Annotated in this window: 23 protein-coding genes; 14 read left to right on the top strand and 9 right to left on the bottom strand. The window is 71.1% G+C overall.

What is annotated here, in order from left to right; genetic code table 11:
• Positions 1-50 precede the first annotated feature (50 nt).
• From ACFYX3_RS13225 to ACFYX3_RS13250, 6 genes are all read left to right on the top strand, one after another.
• Positions 51-272, top strand: a complete 222-nt coding sequence (locus ACFYX3_RS13225; RefSeq protein WP_376590415.1) for a hypothetical protein — start codon at positions 51-53, stop codon at positions 270-272.
• On the top strand, positions 269-484 hold the full coding sequence (locus ACFYX3_RS13230; protein ID WP_376590413.1) for a hypothetical protein: 216 nt from the start codon (positions 269-271) through the stop codon (positions 482-484). Before ACFYX3_RS13225 ends, ACFYX3_RS13230 begins: the two co-directional genes overlap by 4 nt.
• 265 nt (positions 485-749) lie before the next feature.
• Positions 750-1,928, top strand: coding sequence for a S8 family serine peptidase (locus tag ACFYX3_RS13235; protein WP_389012036.1), 1,179 nt, complete (start codon positions 750-752; stop codon positions 1,926-1,928).
• Positions 1,929-2,000: 72 nt separating this feature from the next.
• Positions 2,001-2,750: a DNA repair protein RecO gene (gene recO, locus ACFYX3_RS13240; RefSeq protein WP_116161089.1), complete on the top strand. Its 750-nt coding sequence runs from the start codon at positions 2,001-2,003 to the stop codon at positions 2,748-2,750.
• A gap of 12 nt (positions 2,751-2,762) precedes the next feature.
• Complete coding sequence (locus ACFYX3_RS13245; RefSeq protein ID WP_389012039.1) at positions 2,763-3,587, top strand: isoprenyl transferase; 825 nt, start codon at positions 2,763-2,765, stop codon at positions 3,585-3,587.
• 19 nt (positions 3,588-3,606) lie between these two features.
• Positions 3,607-4,113: a YcxB family protein gene (locus ACFYX3_RS13250; protein WP_382661298.1), complete on the top strand. Its 507-nt coding sequence runs from the start codon at positions 3,607-3,609 to the stop codon at positions 4,111-4,113.
• A 58-nt stretch (positions 4,114-4,171) separates the two neighbouring features.
• Here the strand turns inward: ACFYX3_RS13250 and ACFYX3_RS13255 are convergent, their stop codons facing one another.
• The 4 genes from ACFYX3_RS13255 to ACFYX3_RS13270 form a co-directional block, all read right to left on the bottom strand.
• Entirely contained in the window at positions 4,172-4,582 is a 411-nt protein-coding gene (locus ACFYX3_RS13255; protein WP_116161092.1) for a Fur family transcriptional regulator, read from the bottom strand.
• A gap of 71 nt (positions 4,583-4,653) precedes the next feature.
• Positions 4,654-5,547 carry a metal ABC transporter permease gene (locus ACFYX3_RS13260; RefSeq protein ID WP_389012044.1) on the bottom strand — a complete coding sequence of 298 codons (894 nt, stop codon included), beginning with the start codon at positions 5,545-5,547 and terminating at the stop codon, positions 4,654-4,656.
• A 2-nt stretch (positions 5,548-5,549) separates the two neighbouring features.
• Positions 5,550-6,317 (bottom strand): metal ABC transporter ATP-binding protein, encoded by a 768-nt coding sequence (locus tag ACFYX3_RS13265; protein WP_352024978.1) that lies wholly within the window; start codon positions 6,315-6,317, stop codon positions 5,550-5,552.
• 10 nt (positions 6,318-6,327) lie between these two features.
• On the bottom strand, positions 6,328-7,305 hold the full coding sequence (locus tag ACFYX3_RS13270) for a metal ABC transporter substrate-binding protein (protein ID WP_389012048.1): 978 nt from the start codon (positions 7,303-7,305) through the stop codon (positions 6,328-6,330).
• Between the two features lie 143 nt (positions 7,306-7,448).
• Between ACFYX3_RS13270 and ACFYX3_RS13275 the strand changes: the two genes are divergently transcribed.
• Complete coding sequence (locus tag ACFYX3_RS13275; protein WP_116161096.1) at positions 7,449-8,828, top strand: glycine--tRNA ligase; 1,380 nt, start codon at positions 7,449-7,451, stop codon at positions 8,826-8,828.
• A gap of 76 nt (positions 8,829-8,904) precedes the next feature.
• Here ACFYX3_RS13275 and ACFYX3_RS13280 read toward each other — a convergent pair whose 3' ends face one another.
• The 4 genes from ACFYX3_RS13280 to ACFYX3_RS13295 all read right to left on the bottom strand — a co-directional run bounded on the left by ACFYX3_RS13280 (position 8,905) and on the right by ACFYX3_RS13295 (position 12,902).
• Positions 8,905-9,636: a VC0807 family protein gene (locus ACFYX3_RS13280; protein WP_389012052.1), complete on the bottom strand. Its 732-nt coding sequence runs from the start codon at positions 9,634-9,636 to the stop codon at positions 8,905-8,907.
• Between the two features lie 110 nt (positions 9,637-9,746).
• Positions 9,747-10,337 (bottom strand): TetR family transcriptional regulator, encoded by a 591-nt coding sequence (locus tag ACFYX3_RS13285; RefSeq protein ID WP_376594618.1) that lies wholly within the window; start codon positions 10,335-10,337, stop codon positions 9,747-9,749.
• 16 nt (positions 10,338-10,353) lie between these two features.
• On the bottom strand, positions 10,354-11,394 hold the full coding sequence (locus ACFYX3_RS13290) for an aldo/keto reductase (RefSeq protein ID WP_389012056.1): 1,041 nt from the start codon (positions 11,392-11,394) through the stop codon (positions 10,354-10,356).
• A 65-nt stretch (positions 11,395-11,459) separates the two neighbouring features.
• Positions 11,460-12,902, bottom strand: a complete 1,443-nt coding sequence (locus ACFYX3_RS13295) for an MFS transporter (protein WP_389012059.1) — start codon at positions 12,900-12,902, stop codon at positions 11,460-11,462.
• Positions 12,903-13,003: 101 nt separating this feature from the next.
• Between ACFYX3_RS13295 and ACFYX3_RS13300 the strand changes: the two genes are divergently transcribed.
• A complete protein-coding gene (locus ACFYX3_RS13300; protein ID WP_359515383.1) occupies positions 13,004-13,900 on the top strand; it encodes a helix-turn-helix domain-containing protein in 897 nt (298 codons plus the stop codon).
• Here ACFYX3_RS13300 and ACFYX3_RS13305 read toward each other — a convergent pair.
• Positions 13,870-15,312 carry an MFS transporter gene (locus tag ACFYX3_RS13305; RefSeq protein WP_389012063.1) on the bottom strand — a complete coding sequence of 481 codons (1,443 nt, stop codon included), beginning with the start codon at positions 15,310-15,312 and terminating at the stop codon, positions 13,870-13,872. The two genes, ACFYX3_RS13300 and ACFYX3_RS13305, sit on opposite strands and share 31 nt — an antisense overlap.
• Before the next feature lie 52 nt (positions 15,313-15,364).
• Here ACFYX3_RS13305 and dusB point away from each other — a divergent pair, with 52 nt between their 5' ends.
• The 6 genes from dusB (at position 15,365) to ACFYX3_RS13335 (ending at position 22,351) form a co-directional block, all read left to right on the top strand.
• Entirely contained in the window at positions 15,365-16,501 is a 1,137-nt protein-coding gene (gene dusB / locus ACFYX3_RS13310) for a tRNA dihydrouridine synthase DusB (protein ID WP_116161102.1), read from the top strand.
• A gap of 358 nt (positions 16,502-16,859) precedes the next feature.
• Complete coding sequence (gene ppdK / locus ACFYX3_RS13315; RefSeq protein WP_389012067.1) at positions 16,860-19,571, top strand: pyruvate, phosphate dikinase; 2,712 nt, start codon at positions 16,860-16,862, stop codon at positions 19,569-19,571.
• 511 nt (positions 19,572-20,082) lie between these two features.
• Positions 20,083-21,117 carry a helix-turn-helix domain-containing protein gene (locus ACFYX3_RS13320; protein ID WP_382661292.1) on the top strand — a complete coding sequence of 345 codons (1,035 nt, stop codon included), beginning with the start codon at positions 20,083-20,085 and terminating at the stop codon, positions 21,115-21,117.
• A 45-nt stretch (positions 21,118-21,162) separates the two neighbouring features.
• A complete protein-coding gene (locus ACFYX3_RS13325; protein WP_389012072.1) occupies positions 21,163-21,345 on the top strand; it encodes a hypothetical protein in 183 nt (60 codons plus the stop codon).
• 54 nt (positions 21,346-21,399) lie between these two features.
• Positions 21,400-21,849: a group III truncated hemoglobin gene (locus tag ACFYX3_RS13330; protein WP_389012075.1), complete on the top strand. Its 450-nt coding sequence runs from the start codon at positions 21,400-21,402 to the stop codon at positions 21,847-21,849.
• An 88-nt stretch (positions 21,850-21,937) separates the two neighbouring features.
• Positions 21,938-22,351 (top strand): VOC family protein, encoded by a 414-nt coding sequence (locus ACFYX3_RS13335; protein ID WP_359515370.1) that lies wholly within the window; start codon positions 21,938-21,940, stop codon positions 22,349-22,351.
• Positions 22,352-22,366: the final 15 nt, after the last annotated feature.

Below are 22,366 nucleotides of genomic sequence, written 5' to 3' on the forward strand. Positions count from 1 at the left end.
CGAAGCGGGAAATGGATTCAGAAAGGCATACGTTGGTGAAGGAAGAACACATGAAGACGACCACGGGTGCGATCGGGACCGCACAAGAGGCGGTGGCGGAATTGCGCGAGGCCCTCGCGAGGGCGGGAATCACGCTCCCCTCGCTCGGGCTCGACGTCGTCACGCTCGCCGCGGAGCCCCCGCGACCGCTCGTGGAATTGGGATGCTGCACGGTGGAAACGGCCCGGCTCCTCGCCGCCGCCGTACTGCCGAGGGAGGAGGGTCGCTCATGACGCTGCCCATCGGGTCGTACGTCGTCGAGATCCGCACCGGACGGGTCGGGACACTCATGGGGCGCGAGGGCCCGTACGTCCAGATCCGTCCGCTGGGCGGCGGGCGGGAGTGGGACGTGGAGCCGGAGGGGGTGCGGGAGGCCACCTCGGCGGAGCGGCTGAGCGCGGCCACGGCGCACGTCAACGCCCGGAGCCGGGGCGAGGTTCCGTGAGCCCGCGCGGGTGAAACGCCGTTTCGGAGGCCCGTTGGTCCATCCGCCGCGCCCGCGCTGCACGCGCCTCGCCGCACCGGTTACGTGGTTGCCGCGAACCAGTTCGTGTTCGTCGACCACGAAAGGAGACGAGGTGTTCGGCATGGCGGGACGAGGGCGGGTCGCGAGACCGGCGTACCGGCTGGCGGCGGTGTCCGCGGCGGCAGGAGCGTTGCTGGCGGGGGGACTTACCGGGGCGCGGGCCGCCGAGCCGGAGGGGCGGTACGTGATCGTCCTGAAGGACTCGGAACGGGGCCGGCTCGACGAGGTCGTACAGGCGCACGGGCGGGACCACGGGGTGCGGGCGGGCTTCCGGTACAGCCATGCGCTGGTCGGGTACTCGGCGGTGGTGCCGGAGTCCCAGGTGGCCGCGCTGCGGGAGGACCCGAACGTGCTGTCGGTGGCGCCCGACCGGCCCGTGTACGCCACCCAGCAGGTGCTGCCGACCGGGGTGGACCGGATCCAGGCCGACGTGAGCAGTACGGCCGCCGGGAACGGGGCCGGTTCCGTCAACGCGGCGGTGGCGATCATCGACACCGGGATCGACACCGGGCACCGCGATCTCAACGTGGCCGGCGGGTACAACTGCATGAACCCCTTCCTGCCCAACGCCTACCGGGACAACAACGGCCACGGCACCCATGTGGCCGGTACGGTCGCCGCCCGGGACAACGGCGACGACGTCGTCGGGGTCGCGCCCGGCGCCCGGCTGTACGCGGTGAAGGTGCTCGGCGCGAACGGCAGCGGATCCACCTCCAACGTCGTCTGCGGGCTCGACTGGGTGGCGCGGAACGCCGCCCGGCTCGGCATCAAGGTCGCGAACATGAGCCTCGGCGGCGACGGCGCCGACGACGGCAACTGCGGCCTCGGCAACAACGACGCCGAGCACCAGGCGATCTGCCGCGTGGTGAAGCAGGCCGGCGTCACCATGGTGGTCGCGGCCGGGAACAGCACCGACGACCTGGCCCGCCACATCCCCGCCGCCTACGACGAGGTCCTCACCGTGACCGCCGCGGCCGACTTCAACGGGCAGCCCGGCGGCGGCGCCGCCGCGACCTGCCGGAGCGACGTCGACGACACCGCGGCGGATTTCTCCAGCTTCGCGGTCGGCGCCGCGGACGTCGCCCACACCATCGCCGGTCCGGGCGTGTGCATCCAGTCCACGCGCAACGGCGGCGGCACGACCGTCCTCTCCGGCACCTCCATGGCCACGCCGCACGTGACCGGCACGGCCGCGCTGTGCCTCGCCGCCGGGCCGTGCGCCGGCATGACCCCCGCGCAGGTGGCCGCCAAGCTCCGCGCCGACGCCGCGGCCCAGCCCGCCTCGTACGGCTTCGCGGGCGACCCGAACGCTCCCGTCGCCGGGCGCTACTACGGACACCTCGTCCACGCCGGCGGTTACTGAGCCGCACCCCGCCCAGGAACGGAGCCCCGGGTACCGGCCCGGGGCTCCGGCGGCGTACGAGAGAATGGGGGCATGAGTCTGTTCCGCGACGACGGCATCGTGCTGCGCACCCAGAAGCTGGGCGAAGCGGACCGCATCATCACGATCCTCACGCGCGGTCACGGCCGCGTACGCGCCGTCGCGCGCGGCGTACGCCGGACGAAGTCGAAGTTCGGGGCGCGCCTCGAACCCTTCTCGCACGTGGACGTGCAGTTCTTCGCCCGGGGGAGTGAGCTGGTCGGACGCGGGCTGCCGCTGTGCACGCAGAGCGAGACCATCGCCGCGTACGGCAGCGGGATCGTCACCGACTACGCCCGGTACACCGCGGGCACGGCCATGCTGGAGACGGCGGAGCGGTTCACCGATCACGAGGGCGAGCCCGCCGTGCAGCAGTATCTGCTGCTCGTCGGCGGCCTGCGGACGCTCGCCCGGGGCGAGCACGCGCCCCACCTCATCCTGGACGCCTTCCTCCTCCGCTCCCTCGCCGTGAACGGCTACGCACCCAGCTTCGAGGACTGTGCGAAATGTGGACTCCACGGGCCCAACCGGTTCTTTTCGGTCGCAGCCGGCGGGGTCATATGCGGCGACTGCCGGGTGCCCGGAAGCGTCGTACCCTCTGCGGAGGCCATCGGCCTGCTCAGCGCGCTGCTCACCGGCGACTGGGCGACGGCGGACGCGTGCGAGCCGCGTCACGTCAGGGAGGGCAGCGGACTCGTGTCCGCCTATCTGCACTGGCACCTGGAGCGCGGCCTGCGCTCCCTGCGTTATGTAGAGAACAGCTAGGAGAGACCACTCATGGCCATCGCACGACTCCTCGGGCGCCAGCGTCGGGAGTACAGGACCCCCGAGCCGCACCCGTCCGGCGCCCGCCCGCCGAAGCTCCAGACCGAGCTGGTGCCGGAGCACGTCGCGATCGTCATGGACGGCAACGGCCGCTGGGCCAAGGAGCGCGGCCTGCCGCGCACCGAGGGCCACAAGGTCGGCGCCGAGCAGGTCCTCGACGTGCTCCAGGGCGCGATCGAGATGGGCGTGGGGGCGATCTCGCTGTACGCCTTCTCCACCGAGAACTGGAAGCGCTCGCCCGAGGAGGTGCGCTTCCTGATGAACTTCAACCGCGACTTCATCCGCAAGACCCGCGACCAGCTCGACGAGCTCGGCATCCGGGTCCGCTGGGTCGGCCGGATGCCCAAGCTGTGGAAGTCCGTCGCCAAGGAGCTCCAGGTCGCGCAGGAGCAGACCAAGGACAACACCAAGCTCACGCTGTACTTCTGCATGAACTACGGCGGCCGCGCGGAGCTCACGGACGCGGCGCAGGCGATGGCCGAGGACGTGAAGGCGGGCCGCCTCGAACCGTCGAAGATCACCGAGAAGACCATCCAGAAGTACCTCTACTACCCGGACATGCCGGACGTGGACCTCTTCCTTCGGCCCAGCGGTGAGCAGCGCACCTCCAACTACCTGATCTGGCAGAGCGCGTACGCCGAGATGGTCTTCCAGGACGTGCTGTGGCCCGACTTCGACCGCCGCGACCTGTGGCGGGCCTGCGTCGAGTACGCCCAGCGCGACCGCCGCTTCGGCGGCGTCGACCCGGCGGACCTCGCCGTCCTCGACAAGGCCTGAGCCGGCCGTGGGGGAGGGGATGGAGCTCGTCTACACGCCGACGCGCGGTGACGTGGCCGATGCCGTGGGCGTCCAGATGAGGCACGGCTGGTTCCGGTGGGTGCTGCGGGCGTCGCGGATCGTCGCGGTCCTGGCGGCCCTGGTGGTGGTCCTGGAGCTCTTCGGGCCCGGTGGTCCGAAGCCGGCCGGGGCCGCCCGCCTGGCGGGGCTCGCGCTCCTGCTCGTGGTCCTCGGGCCGCTCGCGCGGTGGCTCACCACCCGGCAGATGTACGCCCTGGTGGGGCGGCAGGGGGAGTTCCGGGCCCGCGTGGACGAGGACAGCGTCCGCTGGACCACCCGCGACAGCGAGATCGTCCAGCGCTGGCGGCTCCTGAACCGGTACGCCGAGACGCCCACGCAGTTCGTGCTGCTCTCCGCCGACAAGGGCCGTGTCGGAGTGGGGGCCCTGCCCAAGCGCGGCTTCGCCGACCCCGCCGACGTCGACCGGCTCCGCGAGGTCCTGGACCGGAACCTCACCCGTCTGTGACCTGACATACGAAGGGCCCGCACCGAATCATCTCGGTGCGGGCCCTTCGTATGTCAGGTCACTTCCCGGCGCAGTCCGCGCAGGTGCCGAAGATCTCGACCGTGTGCGCCACGTTCACGAAGCCGTGCTCCGACGCGATCGTCTCGGCCCACTGCTCCACCATCGGGCCCTCCACCTCCACGGCCTTGCCGCAGACGCGGCAGACCAGATGGTGGTGGTGGTCACCGGTGGAGCAGCGGCGGTAGACCGTCTCGCCTTCGCTGGTGCGCAGCGCGTCGACCTCGCCCGCGTCCGCGAGGGACTGGAGCGTGCGGTAGACGGTGGTGAGGCCGACGGAGTCGCCGCGGTGCTTGAGCATGTCGTGCAGCTCCTGGGCGCTGCGGAACTCGTCCACCTCGCTCAGCGCCGCCGACACTGCGGCCCGCTGCTTGGTGGAGCGGCCGCGTACGGGGGGTCCTGCCGTCGCCACGGGGGCCTCCTTGAATGCTTGTCTGCCCCGCCATTCTGCCAGTCCGCCCTGCCCCCGGGATCAGTCGTGGATCAGACCTTCACATCGTCCGTCGGCCGCCGGCTGGCCGGAACCTGCGCGTCGCAGTCCCTCGTGGCCGCCTCGGCCGCGCGGGCCCGCCGCTTGGCCAGCGGGGTGGCGAGGACGGTGAGCGCGATGAAGACGGCGATGGCGAGGAGGACGATCGTCGCGCCGGGCGGGGCGTCGACGTAGTACGTGGTGACGGTGCCCGAGAGGGTGACGCCGATGCCGATGACGACGGCGAGCACGAAGGTCGTACGGAAGGACCGGGACAGCTGCTGGGCGGCGGCCACCGGGACCACCATCAGGGCGCTGACCAGGAGCAGGCCGACGACGCGCATGGCGACCGTGACGGTCACGGCGGCGGTGATCGCGACGAGCAGGTTGAGGAACCGCACCGGCAGGCCGGTGACGCGGGCGAAGTCCTCGTCCTGACTGACGGCGAAGAGCTGACGGCGCAGGCCGACGGTGACGAGGACGACGAAGGCGGCGAGGATGACGATCGCCGTGACGTCGGCGGGGGAGACCGTCGCGAGGGAGCCGAAGAGGTACGAGACCAGGTTGGCGTTGGAGCCGGTCGGCGACAGGTTCATCAGCAGGACGCCGCCGGCCATGCCGCCGTAGAAGAGGAGCGCGAGGGCGAGGTCGCCGCGGGTCTTGCCGTACGCCCGGATGAGCTCCATGGCGACCGAGCCGACGACGGCGACGGCGGTGGCCATCCAGACGGGGCTGGCGTTCAGGAGGAAGCCGAGGCCGACGCCGGTCATGGCGACGTGGCCGATGCCGTCGCCCATGAGGGCCTGGCGGCGCTGCACGAGGTAGACGCCGACGGCGGGGGCGGTGATGCCGACCAGCACGGCCGCGATGAGTGCCCGCTGCATGGCGGGGGAGGCGAGGAAGTCCATGGTCAGGTCAGCAGTCCCGTACGGAGCGGCTCGTCGGCCGCGTGGGGGTGGACGTGGTCGTGGCCGGGCAGCGCGTGCTGGCCGACGGCCTCCGGCGGCGGGCCGTCGTGGACGACGCAGCCGTCGCGGAGCACGACCGCGCGGTCGATGAGGGGCTCCAGGGGGCCCAGCTCGTGCAGGACGAGGAGGACGGAGGTGCCGAGGGCGACCTGCTCGCGCAGGGTCGCGGCGAGGATCTCCTGGCTGGCGAGGTCCACGCCGGCCATCGGCTCGTCCATGATCAGCAGTTCGGGCTCGGAGGCGAGCGCGCGGGCGATGAGCACGCGCTGGTGCTGGCCGCCGGAGAGCGCCGAGACGGAGTCCTTCGCGCGGTCGGCGAGGCCGACGAGCGCGATGGCGCGGTCGACGGCGGCCCGGTCGACGTTGCTGAGCCAGCCGAACTTCCGGCGGGCGAGCCGGCCGGAGGTGACGACCTCGCGGATGGTGGCGGGGACGCCACCGGCGGCGGTGGTGCGCTGCGGCACGTATCCGACGCGGGCCCAGTCGCGGAACCGCTTGCGCGGGGTGCCGAACAGTTCGATCGTGCCGCCGGTCAGCGGGACCTGGCCGATGATCGAGCGGACGGCGGTGGACTTGCCGGAGCCGTTCGCGCCGAGCAGCGCGACGACCTCGCCGCGGCCGACGGTGAGGTCGACGCCGCGCAGGACGGGGCGGGCACCGAGGGCGGCGGTGGCGCCGCGGACGGAGATGACGGGCTGGTCGTCGCTCACGGGGGGCCTCCTACTTGGCGCCGAGCGCGGTCTTGAGGGCGGCCAGGTTGGACCGCATGACCTCGATGTAGTCGTGGCCCTTGGACGTGGCCGTGATCCCCTCCAGCGGGTCGAGCACGTCGGTCTTCAGGCCGGCGTCGCCCGCGAGGGTCTTCGCGGTCTTGTCGCTCGCGAGGGTCTCGAAGAAGACGGTGGAGACCTTGTCCTTCTCCGCGACGTCCTGGAGCTGCTTGATGCGGGCGGGGCTCGGCTCGGACTCGGGGTCGACGCCGGAGATGCCCTCCTGCTCCAGGCCGTAGCGCTCGGCGAGGTAGCCGAAGGCGGAGTGGGTGGTGATGAAGGTCTTGGTGGCGGTGTTCTTCAGGCCCGTCTCGAACTCGGTGTCCAGGTCGCCGAGCTTCTTCACCAGGGCTTCGGTGTTCTTCTCGTAGTCGGCGGCGTGGGCCGGGTCGGCCTTCTGGAAGGCGGTGCCCACGCCCTTGGCGACCTCGGCGTACTTCACGGGGTCGAGCCAGATGTGCGGGTCGGCGCCGGCCTCGGACGCGTGGTCGTGACCCTCGTGGCCCGCCTCCTCGGCGGCGTGGTCGTGGCCGCCGGCCTCGGTGCCGTGCTCTTCCATCGTGGTGAGGGTCGAGGCGTCGACGGTGTTCTTCACGCCGGACTGCGCGATGGCCTCGTCGACGGCGGGCTGCAGCCCCTTGAGGTAGAGGATCACGTCGGCCGTGCCGAGGTCGACGACCTGCCGCGGCCTGAGCTCCAGGTCGTGCGGCTCGACGCCCGGCTTGGTCAGCGTGTCGACGGAGACGTGGCCGCCGCCTATCTGCTCGGCCAGGAACTGCATCGGATAGAACGACGCCACGACGCCCAGCTTGCCGTCCCCGTTCCGGTCGGCCGCGTCCGAGCTTCCGCCGCAGGCGGAGAGGGTGACGAGCCCGAGCGCGACGGCTCCGGCGACGGCGGTCGGGGGTATCAGTCGGCGTACGTTCATGACAGTCATTTTCAACAAAGATGGAAACGGTTGTCAATTGCCGATGGTCGGGGGCGGTCGACGCGGAACCGATTTGATACGGGGCCCGTGCGCGCCGGTAACCTGTGGCATTCGCACTTCGTCGTCGTAATGAAGAGAGCACCGTGGCCGCCGACAAGATCGACACCATCGTCAGCCTGAGCAAGCGCCGTGGCTTCGTCTACCCGTGCAGCGAGATCTACGGCGGCCAGCGTGCCGCCTGGGACTACGGACCGCTGGGTGTCGAGCTGAAGGAGAACCTGAAGCGCCAGTGGTGGCGTTACATGGTCACCGCGCGCGAGGACGTCGTCGGCATCGACTCGTCCGTCATCCTGGCCACCGAGGTGTGGGAGGCGTCCGGTCACGTCGCGACCTTCACCGACCCGCTGACCGAGTGCACCTCCTGCCACAAGCGCTTCCGCGCCGACCACCTGGAGGAGGCGTACGAGGAGAAGCACGGCCGTCTCCCCGAGAGCCTCACCGACCTCAACTGCCCGAACTGCGGCAACAAGGGCACCTTCACCGAGCCCAAGCAGTTCTCCGGCCTGCTCTCCACGCACCTCGGCCCGACCCAGGACACCGGCTCCGTCGCGTACCTGCGTCCCGAGACCGCCCAGGGCATCTTCACCAACTTCTCCCAGGTGCTGACCACCTCGCGCAAGAAGCCCCCGTTCGGCATCGCGCAGATGGGCAAGTCCTTCCGGAACGAGATCACTCCGGGCAACTTCATCTTCCGCACGCGCGAGTTCGAGCAGATGGAGATGGAGTTCTTCGTCAAGCCGGGCGAGGACGAGCAGTGGCAGGAGTACTGGATGCAGCAGCGCTGGAACTGGTACACCGGCCTGGGTCTCCGTGAGGAGAACATGCGCTGGTACGAGCACCCGCAGGAGAAGCTCTCCCACTACTCGAAGCGCACCGCCGACATCGAGTACCGCTTCCAGTTCGGCGGCAGCGAGTGGGGCGAGCTCGAGGGCGTCGCCAACCGCACCGACTACGACCTCAACGCGCACTCCAAGGCCTCCGGCGCCAACCTGACGTTCCTGGAGCAGGAGAGCGGCGAGCGTTACACGCCGTACGTCATCGAGCCCGCCGCCGGTGTCGGCCGCGCGATGCTGGCCTTCCTGCTCGACGCGTACATCGAGGACGAGGCCCCGAACGCCAAGGGCGTCATGGAGAAGCGCACCGTGCTGCGCCTCGACCACCGCCTGGCCCCGATCAAGGTCGCGGTCCTCCCGCTCTCCCGCAACGCGCAGCTCTCCCCGAAGGCCAAGGGCCTCGCGGCGGACCTGCGCCAGAACTGGAACATCGAGTTCGACGACGCCGGCGCCATCGGCCGCCGCTACCGCCGTCAGGACGAGATCGGCACCCCGTACTGCGTCACCGTCGACTTCGACACCCTCGAGGACAACGCGGTGACCGTGCGCGAGCGCGACACCATGAAGCAGGAGCGCGTCTCCCTCGACCAGATCCAGGGCTACCTGGGCAGCCGTCTGCTGGGCTGCTGAATCTGATCGCCCGTACGGGAAAGCCCCCGGTTCCGACATCGGAACCGGGGGCTTTCCCGTCTGTGCTCCAGCTGCCCTAGGCGTTCGCGGCGGCAGCGGCAGCGGCGGCGACGGCGGCCGCCTCCGCCTCGGCCGCGCGCCGGGCGCCCTCGGCCGCGCGGCGCTTGCCGAACCAGGTCGTCCAGAGGCCGAGGGCGCCCAGGACTCCGTAGATCATGATCGGGCTGATCGTGACCATGGTCTTGGTCGGCAGCACGTACGCGAGGGCGATACGGACGAGCGCCTCGGCCACGTACGCCACGCCCCACACCAGCGTCATCGTGCGCATCGTGGAGCGGAAGCCGTCGAACTGCCACATGCCGTTCCACCAGGCCGTGCTCGCCGGGGTGCCGTCGGTCGCGAACTTGCGGCCGAAGTAGAACATCAGCGGGCGCGGGGCGAGCAGCGTCCCCAGGCAGAGCAGGCCGAACAGGCCCGTGATCGACGAGTCCTTGATGAGGAGCGCGCGGGCGGTGTGCGCGCCGACCAGCGAGACGACGGCCGTGATCACCAGGAAGACCAGGGTGACGATCGCGAACTCGTCGATCTTGCGGCGCCAGGCCGCCATGATCGCCGTGTCGAGGACCGGCCAGGCGCTGCTGAGGAGCAGGGCGGAGAACTCGGACCAGCCGTGGTCCTCCGTGAGCGTGTTGTACGTGAGGATCGGCGCGACGACGTTGAGGCCGATGGTGAGGACCCACCCGATGGCGGCGGCCCCGCGTGATCGGGCCGGCTTGGCGAATTCGGGTGCGGGTGCGGGCGTGGACATGGTTCCCCCTGGGTGGTTCTGCGGCCTTGCGGCCACGGTGCGGGGGAAGGCTAGTCATGCACCGGACAGGGAAGGGGAAACTCCACGCCAAATGATCTTCAAATGGGTTTTCAGGCCCGCAGCGCGCGTTGTACGAGGGACACGACCCCGTCGAACGCGTCCTCGACGTCCGGGGCCGACCAGTCGGCCGCGTGCGCCGGGTTGTGGAAGCGGTCCGTGGCGTGGAAGACCGCACGGGCCGTCGCCGTGAAGTCCCGCTCCGGCGCCGCGAACACGCCCTCGCGGTGGCCGTCCTCCAGGATCCGGGCGATCTGCTCGACGAGGTGCTCCTCGTGCCGGTCGACCACCGCGCTGTTCTCGCCGATCAGCACCTGGAAGGTGGCCATCAGCTCCGGATCGCCGCCCGCCTTGCTGCGCTTGAACCGGAAGAGGGCGGTGAGCCAGCCGGTGAGCCGCTCGTCGGCGGGCTCGTCACCCTCGACGTACGGCGACAGGGAGACGATCGTCCGCTGCAGCCACTGCTCGGTGACCGCCTCGCGCAGCGCCGCCTTCGTGCGGAAGTGGCGGTACACGCTGCCATGGCTCACACCGAGGACCCGCGCCACGTCGACGACCGTCGCCTTCGCCGGGCCGTAGCGCCGGAGCACCTCCTCGGTCGCTTCGAGGATGCGCTCGGCGGTCAGGGTCTCCGTGGTGGCCATGGAATGACATTACCCGTCAGTGCTCACTGTCCAGGTGGGCCATCTGGGACTCCGGGTAGCGGTCGCCGGCCGCCGCGCCCGCCGGGACGGCCTGCTCGATCGCGGCCAGGTCGGCGGCGTCGAGCGTGACGTCCAGGGCGCCGAGGGCCTCGGCGAGCCGGTCGCGGCGGCGGGCGCCGACCAGCGGGACGATGTCTGCGCCGTGACGAGGTCCTTGGGCCAGCACCCAGGCGATCGCGGTCTGGGCGACCGTGACGCCCTTGGCCTCGGCGACCGCGCGCAGCCGGTCCACCAGGTCCAGGTTCCGGTCGAGGTTCTCGCCCTGGAAGCGCGGGCTGAAGCCGCGGAAGTCGCCCGGGGTCAGCTCGCGGTCCCGGGTGAAGTGTCCGCTGATCAGGCCGCGGGAGAGCACTCCGTACGCGGTGATGCCGATGCCGAGTTCGCGGGCGGTCGGCAGGATCTTGTCCTCGATGCCCCGGGAGATCAGCGAGTACTCGATCTGGAGGTCCGCGATCGGGGCGACGGCCGCCGCTCGGCGCAGGGTGTCCGCGCCGACCTCGGAGAGGCCGATGTGCCGGACGTGCCCGGCCTCGACCAGCTCGGCGATGGCGCCGACGGTCTCCTCGATCGGGACCTCCGGGTCGACGCGGGCGATCCGGTAGACGTCGATGTGGTCGGTGCCGAGGCGCTGGAGCGAGTACGCGAGGAAGTTCTTCACCGCGGCCGGGCGGCCGTCGATCCCGCTGAAGCCGCCCTCCATCGTGCGCAGGGCGCCGAACTTCACGCTGGTCAGCGCCCGCTCGCGGGCGGCGGCCGGCGCGGTCCGCAGCGCCTCGTCGATCAGCAGCTCGTTGTGGCCCATCCCGTAGAAGTCGCCCGTGTCGAGGAGGGTGATCCCGGCGTCCAGGGCGGCGTGGATGGTCGCGATCGACTCGGCGCGGTCGCTCTCGCCGTACAGCGCGGACATGCCCATGCAGCCGAGGCCGAGCGCGGAGACGGTGGGGCCGGTGGTGCCGAGGGGGCGGGTGGGGACGGAGGTCTTCGTGTGTGTCGTCATGCAACAACCATGACATGACCGATGACAGATTTCAATATCTGTCACTCCATCCTCCACTCCGCCCTCTACTTCACCGTGCGGGGCAGACGCAGGCTCAGCAGCAGCGTCAGCACCACCACACCCAGCTGGACCAGGAGCGTCGTCCGCAGCGCCGTCCCCATCTCCGCCGGCGAGGAGGCCAGCGAGAGGAAGAGCGAACCGAGCGTCGCCACGCCCAGCGTCAGCGCCGACTGCTGCGTCGTCACCATCACCCCGCTGCCCACGCCCGCCCGCTCCGACGGCACCTCGGAGAGCACCACCCGGAAGAGCACCGGCAGCTGGAGCCCCTGACCGAGACCCGCCACCGCCATGCCCGGCACCAGGTCCCAGACCGAGAGCCCCTGCCAGTCGCTCCCCACCGACCAGGCGACGGCGGCGACGCCGAGCCCCTGGAGCACGGCACCCACCGGCACCACCCGGGTGCCCCAGCGCCGTACCAGCCGCGGCCCCGCCAGCGAGGCGCCGAAGAACGCGAGCGCCATCGGCACGAACGCCAGACCCGAGGCCACCGCGCCCATCTCCAGACCCTGCTGGAGCGCCACCGCGACCACGAACATGAAGCCGCTGAAGCCCAGCGAGAGCGGCAGCACCACCATCAGGCCGCGCCGCAGCGGGACCAGGGCGAGCAGGCTCGGCGGCACCAGCGGCACGGCGCCCCGGCGGTCCGCCCGCCGCTCCACCCACCAGAACGCCCCCGCCGCGAACGGGAACACCACCAGCGACGCCCAGGTCCACAGCGGCCAGCCCGCCGCCCGGCCCTCCGTCAGCGGCGCGAGCAGGGAGAGCAGCGCCAGCGCCAGGAGCAGCGTGCCCGGCACGTCCACCGGCGCCGGCCGGTCCGAGCGGGTCTCCGGCACGGTACGGAGGGCGAGGGCCAGGCCCGCCACCGCGACCGGCACGTTCACCAGGAACACGGCACGCCAGCCGGAGCCCGCGATGTCGGCGGTCACGAGGACCCCGCCCAGGATCTGGCCGCCCGCCATCGCGAGACCGGCGGTCGCCCCGTACAGGCTGAGCGCCCTCGCCCGGCGCGGCCCCTCCGTCGAGGAGTGGATGGTCGCGAGCACCTGCGGCAGCATCAGCGCCGCGGCCGCGCCCTGCGCCACCCGCGCGGCGACCAGGCTCCAGGCGTCCGGGGCGAGCCCGCAGGCCAGCGAGGTCAGTCCGAAGGCGGCCATGCCGGCGAGGAAGAGCCGCCGGCGGCCGAAGAGGTCGCCGAGCCGCCCGCCGAGGACGAGCAGCACCGCGTACGAGAGGCCGTACCCGGCGACGACCAGCTCCAGGAGCGCGGGTCCCGCGGCCAGGTCACGGTCGATGGACGGCAGGGCGACGTTGACGATGAAGAAGTCGATGAGGGGGAGCGCGGCGCCGAGGAGGACGGTGAACAGGCCGAGCGCGCCGAGGGCCGTGGGCGGCGCCTGGCGGCCGGACGGGGCCGCGGTACGGACGGAAGGGGAGGTCGTAGTCACGGGACCGAGCCTCCGCCTCCACTCAGCCTGGTACCAGAGTGTCTTTATCCTGGTACAAGCACTACCTGGAAACCGGCTGAAGGCCCCGGCACCCTGGAGGCATGACCGTCATGGCGATGAGCGCACCCGGACAGGACGTACGACGGCACGAGCTCGCCGCCTTCCTGCGCAGCCGGCGCGAGCGCATCACCCCCGAGCAGGTCGGCCTGCCCCGGGGCCGGCGCCGCCGCACCCCCGGACTGCGCCGCGAGGAGGTCGCGCACCTCTCCGCCGTCGGCGTCACCTGGTACACCTGGCTCGAACAGGCCCGCGACATCCAGGTCTCCCCGCAGGTCCTGGACGCCCTCGCCGAAGCCCTGCTCCTCGACCCGACCGAGCGCAGCCACCTCTTCGCCCTCGCCGGCGCGACCGACCCGCACCCCGAGGCGCCCTGCTCCGTCGTCACGCCCACGCTGCGCCGGCTGCTCGACCAGCTGGAGCCCGTCCCGGCCGCCATCCAGAACAGCCGCTACGACTTCCTCGCCCACAACCGCACCTTCGGGCAGCTCTTCTGCGACCTCGACGCGCTGCCCCGCGAGGACCGCAACTCCCTCTGGCTGGCCTTCACGAACGAGGAGTTCCGGGCCTCGGTCACCGACCTCCCCGAGGTCATGCGCGCCCTCGCCGGGAAGCTCCGCGCCGCCATGGCCGAGCACCTGGCCGAACCCGCCTGGAAAGAGCTCGTACGCCGCCTCGAAGAGGCCTCGCCCGAGTTCCGGGAACTGTGGGCGCGGCACGAGGTGGTCGCCCCCGGCGGCCGCGTGAAGATGATCCGCAACGCCCGCGTCGGGCTGCTCGGCTTCGAGCACACCAACCTCTGGCTCGGCCCGAACGCCGGGACCCACCTCGTCACGTACGTCCCCGTCGACGACGCCACCCAGGCGGGCGTCGCCCGGCTCCTCGACCTGGTGGTCCGCGAGAGGCAGGGTCAGGTCGAGGGGGCCTTGGCCATCGCCTGAGGCCCACCCTCCGCAGAACCCTCCGTCGCCAGGCACCGCGCCGTCCGCTCCGCCGTGCGCCGCGCCCACTGGCCGCTGGTCAGCGCCCCGACCGCCAGGACGGCGAGACCGCAGCCCGTGATGACCCAGTAGCCGGGGCGGGCCGCCGCCACGAACGCGTCCGCGTGCGGCGTCGCGCCCAGGCCCGCCGCCAGGACCGTGCCGATCACCGCGACGCCCAGCGTCTGTCCGACCTGGCGGCTCGTCGAGGCGACGGCCGCCGCCACCCCGGCCTGCGCGCGGGGCATCCCGGAGACGGCGGTGTTCGTGATCGGGGCGTTCACCAGGCCGAAGCCGATGCCGAAGACCACGTACCCGGTGAGGAGCAGCCAGTCGCTCGTCTCGGCCGCGAAGGCCGCGAAGAGCAGCGGCCCGGCCGCCATCGCCGTCCCCGCGAGGAGCAGCGAGAGGCGCGGCCCGCGTGCGGCCGTGAGGCGGCCCGACAGCGGGGCGAAGACGAACGTCATGCCGGCCATCGGCAGCATCCAGAGCCCGGCGGACAGCGGGGAGAGCCCGCGCACGTCCTGGAGGTAGAGCGTGTTCAGGAAGAGGAAGCCGCCGAGCGAGGCGAAGGCGCAGACCGCGATGACGGTGGCCCCGCTGAACGGCGCGCTGCGGAAGAACCGCAGGTCGATGAGGGGTTCACGACGCCTGGGCTCGTAGAACAGGAGCCCCGCGAGCGCGACGCCCGCGAGCCCCGCGAAGAGCGGGTCGGTCTCGATGATCGCGTACGTGAGGGAGCCGAGGAGCACCGTCACCAGGAGCTGCCCGACGGGATCGGGGCGCCGGGGCCGGGGCGCGCGGGACTCGGGGACGTACCGCAGCGTCAGGAGGAGGGCGGCGAGGGCGACCGGCAGGTTCACCCAGAAGATCGCCCGCCAGTCGACCGACTGGACGAGCACACCGCCCACGAGGGGTCCTGCGGCCATCGAGACGCCGACGACCCCGCCCCAGACGCCGATGGCACGCGCGCGTTCCGCCGGTTCCGTGAAGGTGTTGGTGATGATCGACATGGCGACCGGGTTCAGCATCGAGCCGCCCACGGCCTGGACGGCCCGGAAGGCGATCAAGGCCTCCAGGTTCGGCGCGAGGGAGCAGAGCAGGGAGCCGAGCGCGAAGACGGCCAGGCCGGTGACGAAGACCTTGCGGCGGCCGATCCGGTCGGCGGTGGAGCCCGCGAGCATCAGCAGGGAGGCGAGGACCAGGGTGTAGGCGTCGATGACCCACTGCATGCCGGCGACGGTGGCGCCGAGATCGCGGCGCATGGCGGGCAGGGCGACGTTGAGCGCGGTGTTGTCCAGGCTGACGATCAGCAGGCTCATGCAGCAGATCGCGAGGACGACGAGGCGGCGACCGCGTGTGAGCTCGGGCATGTGCGGATCGTATGGCTGTCTAAGAAACTCCGCAGTGCGGGACAATGGCCGAATGACCGCGTTCACCCCTCTCGCCATCGGGCCGCACATCGTGCAGCCGCCGGTGGTGCTCGCCCCCATGGCCGGCATCACCAACGCCCCCTTCCGTACCCTCTGCCGTGAGTACAGCGGCGGCAAGGGGCTGTTCGTGAGCGAGATGATCACGACGCGTGCCCTGGTCGAGCGCAACGAGAAGACGATGCAGCTCATCCGCTTCGACGAGACGGAGAAGCCGCGCTCGATCCAGCTGTACGGCGTGGACCCGGTGACGGTCGGCAAGGCCGTGCGGATGATCGTCGACGAGGACCTGGCCGACCACATCGACCTGAACTTCGGCTGCCCGGTCCCCAAGGTGACGCGGAAGGGCGGCGGCTCGGCCCTGCCCTACAAGCGGCCGCTGCTGCGGGCGATCCTCCACGAGGCCGTGACGAACGCGGGCGACCTGCCGGTCACGATGAAGATGCGCAAGGGCATCGACGACGACCACATCACCTACCTCGACGCGGGCCGGATCGCGGTCGAGGAGGGCGTCACGGCGATCGCCCTGCACGGGCGGACGGCGGCGCAGCACTACGGCGGCACGGCCGACTGGGACGCGATCGCACGGCTCAAGGAGCACGTGCCGGAGATCCCGGTGCTCGGCAACGGCGACATCTGGTCGGCCGACGACGCCCTGCGGATGATGCGCGAGACCGGTTGCGACGGCGTCGTCGTGGGCCGCGGCTGCCTGGGCCGCCCGTGGCTCTTCGGGGACCTGGTGGCGGGCTTCGAGGGCACGGGGGCGTACGCGCAGCCGGGGCTCCGGGAGGTCGCGGACGCGATGGTGCGGCACGCGCGGCTGCTCGGCGAGTGGCTCGGCGACGAGGCACGCGGTGTCATCGACTTCCGCAAGCATGTCGCCTGGTACCTGAAGGGCTTCTCGGTGGGCTCCGAGATGCGCAAGAAGCTCGCCATCACGTCGTCCCTGGACGAACTGCGCGCTCAGTTGAGCGAGCTCGACCTGGACCAGCCGTGGCCGGTGGGTGCGGACGGCCCTCGGGGTCGTACGTCCGGAAACAACCGAGTTGTCCTGCCGGATGGCTGGTTGAAGGACCCATATGACTGTGCCGGAGTGAGTGAGGACGCCGAGCTGGACACGTCCGGCGGCTGAGATCAGGCCCCTTCCGGGGGAGTGATCCTCGCCACCCTTGAGGGGGGTGGTGCTCAGATGAGCATGTTAAGGGTGGCTGTAAAAACTGAAGGGGTGGCACTGAGTGCCACCCCTTTTGCATTCAAGACTTGAACGCAAGTGAGGTGTTTAGGCGCTCAGATGAGCGAATCGGGCCCGATTTGGGCCAGCTGGCCTTCGGGGTGTGAAACCGGAATGTTCGGCTCGGTAACTTTCGAAGTGCTGGCGGATGGGTGGTTAAGACCGGGTGTCCGGCAGGCGTACCTCCCCAGAAGCCTTCGATCTGGGTATGTTCCTCGCCGTCAGGGCAGCCAACCGAGTCGTCGAGGAGTCGAGACCCGTGTCGGGAAACATTGATCAGAAGTTCGTGTACGACTTCACCGAGGGCAACAGGGACCTGAAGGACCTGCTCGGTGGCAAGGGCGCCAACCTCGCCGAGATGACCAATCTCGGCCTGCCGGTGCCTCCGGGCTTCACGATCACCACCGAGGCGTGCAAGGTCTACCTCGAGAGCGGCTCCGAGCCGGTCGAGCTCCGCGACGAGGTCACCGCGCACCTGGACGCCCTCGAGCGCCAGATGGGCAAGAAGCTCGGCCAGGCCGACGACCCGCTGCTCGTCTCCGTCCGCTCGGGCGCCAAGTTCTCCATGCCGGGCATGATGGACACCGTCCTCAACATCGGCCTCTCCGACGAGTCGGTGACCGGTCTCGCCCGCCAGGCCGACAACGACCGCTTCGCGTGGGACTCGTACCGCCGGCTCATCCAGATGTTCGGCAAGACCGTCCTCGGCGTCGACGGCGAGCTCTTCGAGGAGGCCCTCGACGAGGCCAAGGCCGCGAAGAAGGTCGCCAGCGACACCGACCTCGACGCCGCCGACCTCAAGAAGGTCGTCAAGCACTTCAAGAAGATCGTGAAGGCCCAGACCGGCCGCGACTTCCCGCAGGACCCGCGCGAGCAGATGGACCTCGCCATCGAGGCCGTCTTCAACTCCTGGAACACGGACCGCGCCAAGCTGTACCGCCGCCAGGAGCGCATCCCGGGCGACCTCGGCACCGCCGTCAACATCTGCTCGATGGTCTTCGGCAACCTCGGCCCCGACTCCGGCACCGGCGTCGCCTTCACCCGCGACCCCGCCTCCGGCCACCAGGGCGTCTACGGCGACTACCTGCAGAACGCGCAGGGCGAGGACGTCGTCGCCGGTATCCGCAACACCGTGCCGCTGGCCGACCTCGAGTCGATCGACAAGAAGTCGTACGACCAGCTCATGCACATCATGAACACGCTGGAGACCCACTACAAGGATCTCTGCGACATCGAGTTCACCATCGAGCGCGGCCAGCTCTGGATGCTCCAGACCCGTGTCGGCAAGCGCACCGCCGGTGCCGCCTTCCGCATCGCCACGCAGCTCGTGGACCAGGGCCTGATCGACGAGGCCGAGGCGCTCCAGCGCGTCAACGGTGCCCAGCTCGCCCAGCTGATGTTCCCCAAGTTCGACGAGAACGCCAAGGTCGAGCAGGTCGGCCGCGGCATCGCCGCCTCCCCGGGCGCGGCCGTCGGCAAGGCCGTCTTCGACTCGTACACGGCCGTCAAGTGGTCCCGCTCCGGCGAGAAGGTCATCCTGATCCGCCGCGAGACCAACCCGGACGACCTGGACGGCATGATCGCCGCCGAGGGCATCCTCACCTCCCGCGGCGGCAAGACCTCGCACGCCGCCGTCGTCGCCCGCGGCATGGGCAAGACCTGTGTCTGCGGCGCCGAGGAGCTGGAGGTCGACACCAAGCGCCGCCGGATGACCACGGCCGACGGCCAGGTCGTCGAGGAGGGCGACGTCGTCTCCATCGACGGCTCCACCGGCAAGGTCTACCTCGGCGAGGTACCCGTCGTGCCGTCCCCGGTCGTCGAGTACTTCGAGGGCCGCATGCACGCCGGCGCCGACGACGCCGACGAGCTCGTCGCCGCCGTCCACCGGATCATGGCCTACGCCGACCGCGTCCGCCGCCTCCGCGTCCGCGCCAACGCCGACAATGCCGAGGACGCCTCGCGCGCCCGCCGCTTCGGCGCCCAGGGCATCGGTCTGTGCCGCACCGAGCACATGTTCCTCGGCGAGCGCCGCCAGTACGTCGAGCGGCTCATCCTCGCCGACACGGACGCCGAGCGCGAGGAGTCGCTGAAGGCGCTGCTCCCGCTGCAGAAGCAGGACTTCATCGAGCTCTTCGAGGCCATGGACGGGCTGCCCGTCACGGTCCGCCTGCTCGACCCGCCGCTGCACGAGTTCCTGCCCGACATCACCGAGCTGTCGGTGCGCGTCGCCCTCGCCGAGTCCCGCAAGGAGCCGCACGAGAACGACCTGCGCCTGCTCCAGGCCGTGCACCGCCTGCACGAGCAGAACCCGATGCTGGGTCTGCGCGGCGTCCGCCTCGGCCTGGTCATCCCCGGCCTGTTCACCATGCAGGTCCGGGCGATCGCGGAGGCCGCCGCCCACCGCATCGACGCCAAGGGCGACCCGCGCGCCGAGATCATGATCCCGCTCGTCGGCACCGTCCAGGAGCTGGAGATCGTCCGCGAGGAGGCCGAGCAGGTCATCGCCGAGGTCCGGGCGCAGACCGGCGTCGAGCTGAAGCTCGCGCTCGGCACCATGATCGAGCTGCCGCGCGCCGCCGTGACCGCCGGTCAGATCGCCGAGGCCGCGGAGTTCTTCTCCTTCGGCACCAACGACCTGACGCAGACGGTCTGGGGCTTCTCCCGCGACGACGTGGAGGCCTCGTTCTTCACCGCGTACCTGGAGAAGGGCATCTTCGGCGTCAGCCCCTTCGAGACCATCGACAAGGACGGCGTGGGCGCCCTGGTCCGCAGCGCCGTCCAGGCCGGCCGCGCCACCCGCCCCGACATCAAGCTCGGTGTCTGCGGCGAGCACGGCGGCGACCCGGAGTCGGTGCACTTCTTCCACGAGGTCGGCCTCGACTACGTCTCCTGCTCGCCCTTCCGGATCCCGGTGGCGCGCCTGGAGGCCGGCCGCGCCGCCTCGGGTGCGAAGGGCAGCGACAGCCGCTGAGTCCACCGGGGCCGCCGTCGGTCACGCTCTGACCCTCACCGACGGGCGGCGGCTCCGGATTCACAGAAAAACAGACGGGACGGACACCTTTTGTGCGGAGGTGTCCGTCCCGTTTGTTTGGTTGCTTGTCGAGCTGGTGTGAGTCAATGTTCAATTGCGGCGGATTGAATTATTGGGCATTGAACATCCCGGATTGAACGACCTGGATTCTTCAGCGCAAAGAACGGGGCGGGCGCGACCCCCGGATCCCCACCCGGAGGCCGCGCCCTTTACCGATGCCGGACAGGTGAGCCACAACCTCGCCGACCGCCGCCGGACGGGCAAAGCCCCCCACGGTCTTCGCCACGTCACCTCGGTCCTGAAGGTTTCCTGCCCGACCCGTACAGCTTTTCGGTTCCCCCCTGATTGCCGCGATGCCTTTCAACTGTGGCTGAAACACCCTGGTAACGTGCAGTGATGCTGTGCATACTCGTCGTCGGGGGTGGTTGCGAGTGCACAGGTGGGGACGTTCATGCTGCGGATTCATTTCACCGGGAACGATTTGGCGGGGGTGCGGACGGCCGCCCGGCCGGATGTTCTGTGGGAAACGATTCTGAGCTTTCACCGTTTAAGAGACCGGCGCGGCTCCGTCGTCTACGGGGAATGGCGCTCGGACGCGAGGGTCCGGCTCGGCGGTGAGACCCGGCTCCTCGCCGCGCTCGTTCCCAGCCGCGGTTATTTCCCCGACTTCCTGACGCCCGCCGAAGGCGTCCACGGCCTCGACGAAGGCCTCCAGGCGATCCGCGCCACCGATCCGGACCGGCTGCTCGGCGAACTCTCGCTGCTCGCCGCCGACCGTTCCGGCGGCCGGACCGTGCCCCACTCGCTGCGCGCCCTCGCCGACGGCGGCGCCGAGCCCTTCGACCGGCTCGTCGGGGCCCTGCGCAGCTACCACCGCGCCGCCGTCGAACCGTACTGGCCGCACATCAGGGCCCGCGTCGAGGCCGACCGGGCCCGCCGCGGCCGGGCCCTCCTGGACGGCGGCGCCGAGGAACTGCTCGCCTCGCTGCCGCCCATGCTGCGCTGGCGCGCGCCTGTCCTGGAGGCGGACTACCCGGTCGACCGGGACGTCCACCTCGACGGGCGGGGGCTGCTGCTCCAGCCCTCGTTCTTCTGCCGGGGCACCCCGGTCGTGCTGCGCGACCCCGCGCTGCCGCCGGTCCTCGTCTACCCCGTCACGCACGGCGAGGCGCCGACCGTCCGCGCGCCGGGCGGCTCCTCGCTGGCGAAGCTCGTCGGCCAGACCCGCTCGGCCGTCCTGCACGCCATCGGGGACGGCGGCACGACCAGCGAGCTGGCCCGCAGGGCCGGGGTGTCGCTCGCCTCGGCCAGCCAGCACGCGGGCGTGCTCCGCGAGGCCGGACTCATCGCGACCCTCCGCCACGGCAACGCGGTCCTGCACACGCTGACGCCCCTGGGCGCCGCCCTGCTGGGCGGCGCCGGGCAGCCGGTGGACCTGCGGTGCTACACGACGAGCTACGCGCGTAGGGGGCCGGTCGCGTCGTAGGGGAGGCGTCGCTGTCGGTGCCGGGCGCCAGGTTCCCGCCATGTCGTGCACGCACAGCAGAGCGGTTCCGTACGGGCCGTCGGCGTGGACGGCACGACCCTGTGGGAGTACCGGCACCCGTGCCGGGGACCCGAGCTCGGCCACGCGCGCACCGGGAACGAGCAGCAGGTCTGCAACGGCTCCGAGCACGACTCGGTCCGGGTCTCCGGCGACGGCCGGTTCGTCTGAGGGCGGGGACCTTCGGCACTTGGGGGAGCGGGCGGCGGTCGGCAGACTGGGGGCATGCGTGCCACCCCGGACATCGGCGACCGCCACGACCTCGACGTGCTGCTGCGCCGCTTCTACGGCGCCGCCTTCGCCGACCCGCTGATCGGGCCCTTCTTCACCGAGATCGCCGGGACCGACCTGGAGGTCCACCTGCCGCACATCGCGGACTTCTGGGAGCGCGCCCTCCTCCGTACGGCCGACTACGGGCGCGACCCCTTCGCCCCGCACGCCGCCCTGCACGGCGCCCGGCCGCTCACCGCCGCCCACTTCGGCCGCTGGGTGCAGCTCTGGCACGCGAGCGTCGACGGGCTCCACGCCGGGCCCCGGGCCGAGCGGGCCAAGGCACAGGGCGAGCGGATCGCCCTCGCCATGCTGCGCCGGCTCGCCGGACCCGGGGCGGCCACCGAGGGCACGGGAGGCGGGTTCGTCCCGCTGGCGGCTCTCGAACTGCGCTCGGTCGCCTGAGCGAAAAGACTCTTCGGGACAGCGATGAGTTCCGAGGGGCCGGCACGTCCACCCCTCGACAGCGCCGCACGACGGAAGAGAGAGCGCCATGGCCCCGCAGATGATCTTCGTGAACCTGCCCGTCAAGGACGTCGACGCCAGCAAGGCCTTCTTCGAGAAGCTCGGCTTCTCCTCGAACCCGCAGTTCAGCGACGAGACCACCGCCTGTGTGGTCATCAGCGACACGATCTTCGCGATGCTCCTCGAAGAGCCCAAGTTCAAGTCCTTCATGGCCCCCGGCAAGGAGGTCTCCGACGCGACCAAGAGCACCGAGGTCCTCGTCACCCTGAGCGCCGAGAGCCGCGAGAAGGTCGACCAGCTGGCCGACCGCGCCCTCGCCGCCGGCGGCAGCCCGGCGAAGGACCCGCTGGAGATGGACTTCATGTACGGCCGTTCCTTCGCCGACCTGGACGGCCACCACTGGGAGGTCTTCTGGATGGACCCGGCGGCCGTCCAGGGCTGAGCCTCCAAGGCCGGG

It is taken from the genome of Streptomyces sp. NPDC002463 (genome assembly GCF_042889835.1).
GTDB classification, from domain to species: Bacteria; Actinomycetota; Actinomycetes; order Streptomycetales; family Streptomycetaceae; genus Streptomyces; species Streptomyces nymphaeiformis.

Excerpts from the sequence above, each read along its gene's own strand:
- ACFYX3_RS13290 (WP_389012056.1), bottom strand. The coding sequence starts at position 11,394 with ATGACGACACACACGAAGACCTCCGTCCCCACCCGCCCCCTCGGCACC.
- ACFYX3_RS13230 (WP_376590413.1), top strand. The coding sequence starts at position 269 with ATGACGCTGCCCATCGGGTCGTACGTCGTCGAGATCCGCACCGGACGG.
- ACFYX3_RS13335 (WP_359515370.1), top strand. The coding sequence starts at position 21,938 with ATGGCCCCGCAGATGATCTTCGTGAACCTGCCCGTCAAGGACGTCGAC.
- ACFYX3_RS13260 (WP_389012044.1), bottom strand. The coding sequence starts at position 5,547 with ATGGACTTCCTCGCCTCCCCCGCCATGCAGCGGGCACTCATCGCGGCC.
- ACFYX3_RS13280 (WP_389012052.1), bottom strand. The coding sequence starts at position 9,636 with ATGTCCACGCCCGCACCCGCACCCGAATTCGCCAAGCCGGCCCGATCA.
- ACFYX3_RS13270 (WP_389012048.1), bottom strand. The coding sequence starts at position 7,305 with ATGAACGTACGCCGACTGATACCCCCGACCGCCGTCGCCGGAGCCGTC.
- ACFYX3_RS13320 (WP_382661292.1), top strand. The coding sequence starts at position 20,083 with ATGCTGCGGATTCATTTCACCGGGAACGATTTGGCGGGGGTGCGGACG.
- ACFYX3_RS13330 (WP_389012075.1), top strand. The coding sequence starts at position 21,400 with ATGCGTGCCACCCCGGACATCGGCGACCGCCACGACCTCGACGTGCTG.
- ACFYX3_RS13285 (WP_376594618.1), bottom strand. The coding sequence starts at position 10,337 with ATGGCCACCACGGAGACCCTGACCGCCGAGCGCATCCTCGAAGCGACC.
- ACFYX3_RS13250 (WP_382661298.1), top strand. The coding sequence starts at position 3,607 with ATGGAGCTCGTCTACACGCCGACGCGCGGTGACGTGGCCGATGCCGTG.
- ACFYX3_RS13225 (WP_376590415.1), top strand. The coding sequence starts at position 51 with ATGAAGACGACCACGGGTGCGATCGGGACCGCACAAGAGGCGGTGGCG.
- dusB (WP_116161102.1), top strand. The coding sequence starts at position 15,365 with ATGACCGCGTTCACCCCTCTCGCCATCGGGCCGCACATCGTGCAGCCG.
- ACFYX3_RS13300 (WP_359515383.1), top strand. The coding sequence starts at position 13,004 with ATGACCGTCATGGCGATGAGCGCACCCGGACAGGACGTACGACGGCAC.
- ACFYX3_RS13245 (WP_389012039.1), top strand. The coding sequence starts at position 2,763 with ATGGCCATCGCACGACTCCTCGGGCGCCAGCGTCGGGAGTACAGGACC.
- recO (WP_116161089.1), top strand. The coding sequence starts at position 2,001 with ATGAGTCTGTTCCGCGACGACGGCATCGTGCTGCGCACCCAGAAGCTG.
- ACFYX3_RS13305 (WP_389012063.1), bottom strand. The coding sequence starts at position 15,312 with ATGCCCGAGCTCACACGCGGTCGCCGCCTCGTCGTCCTCGCGATCTGC.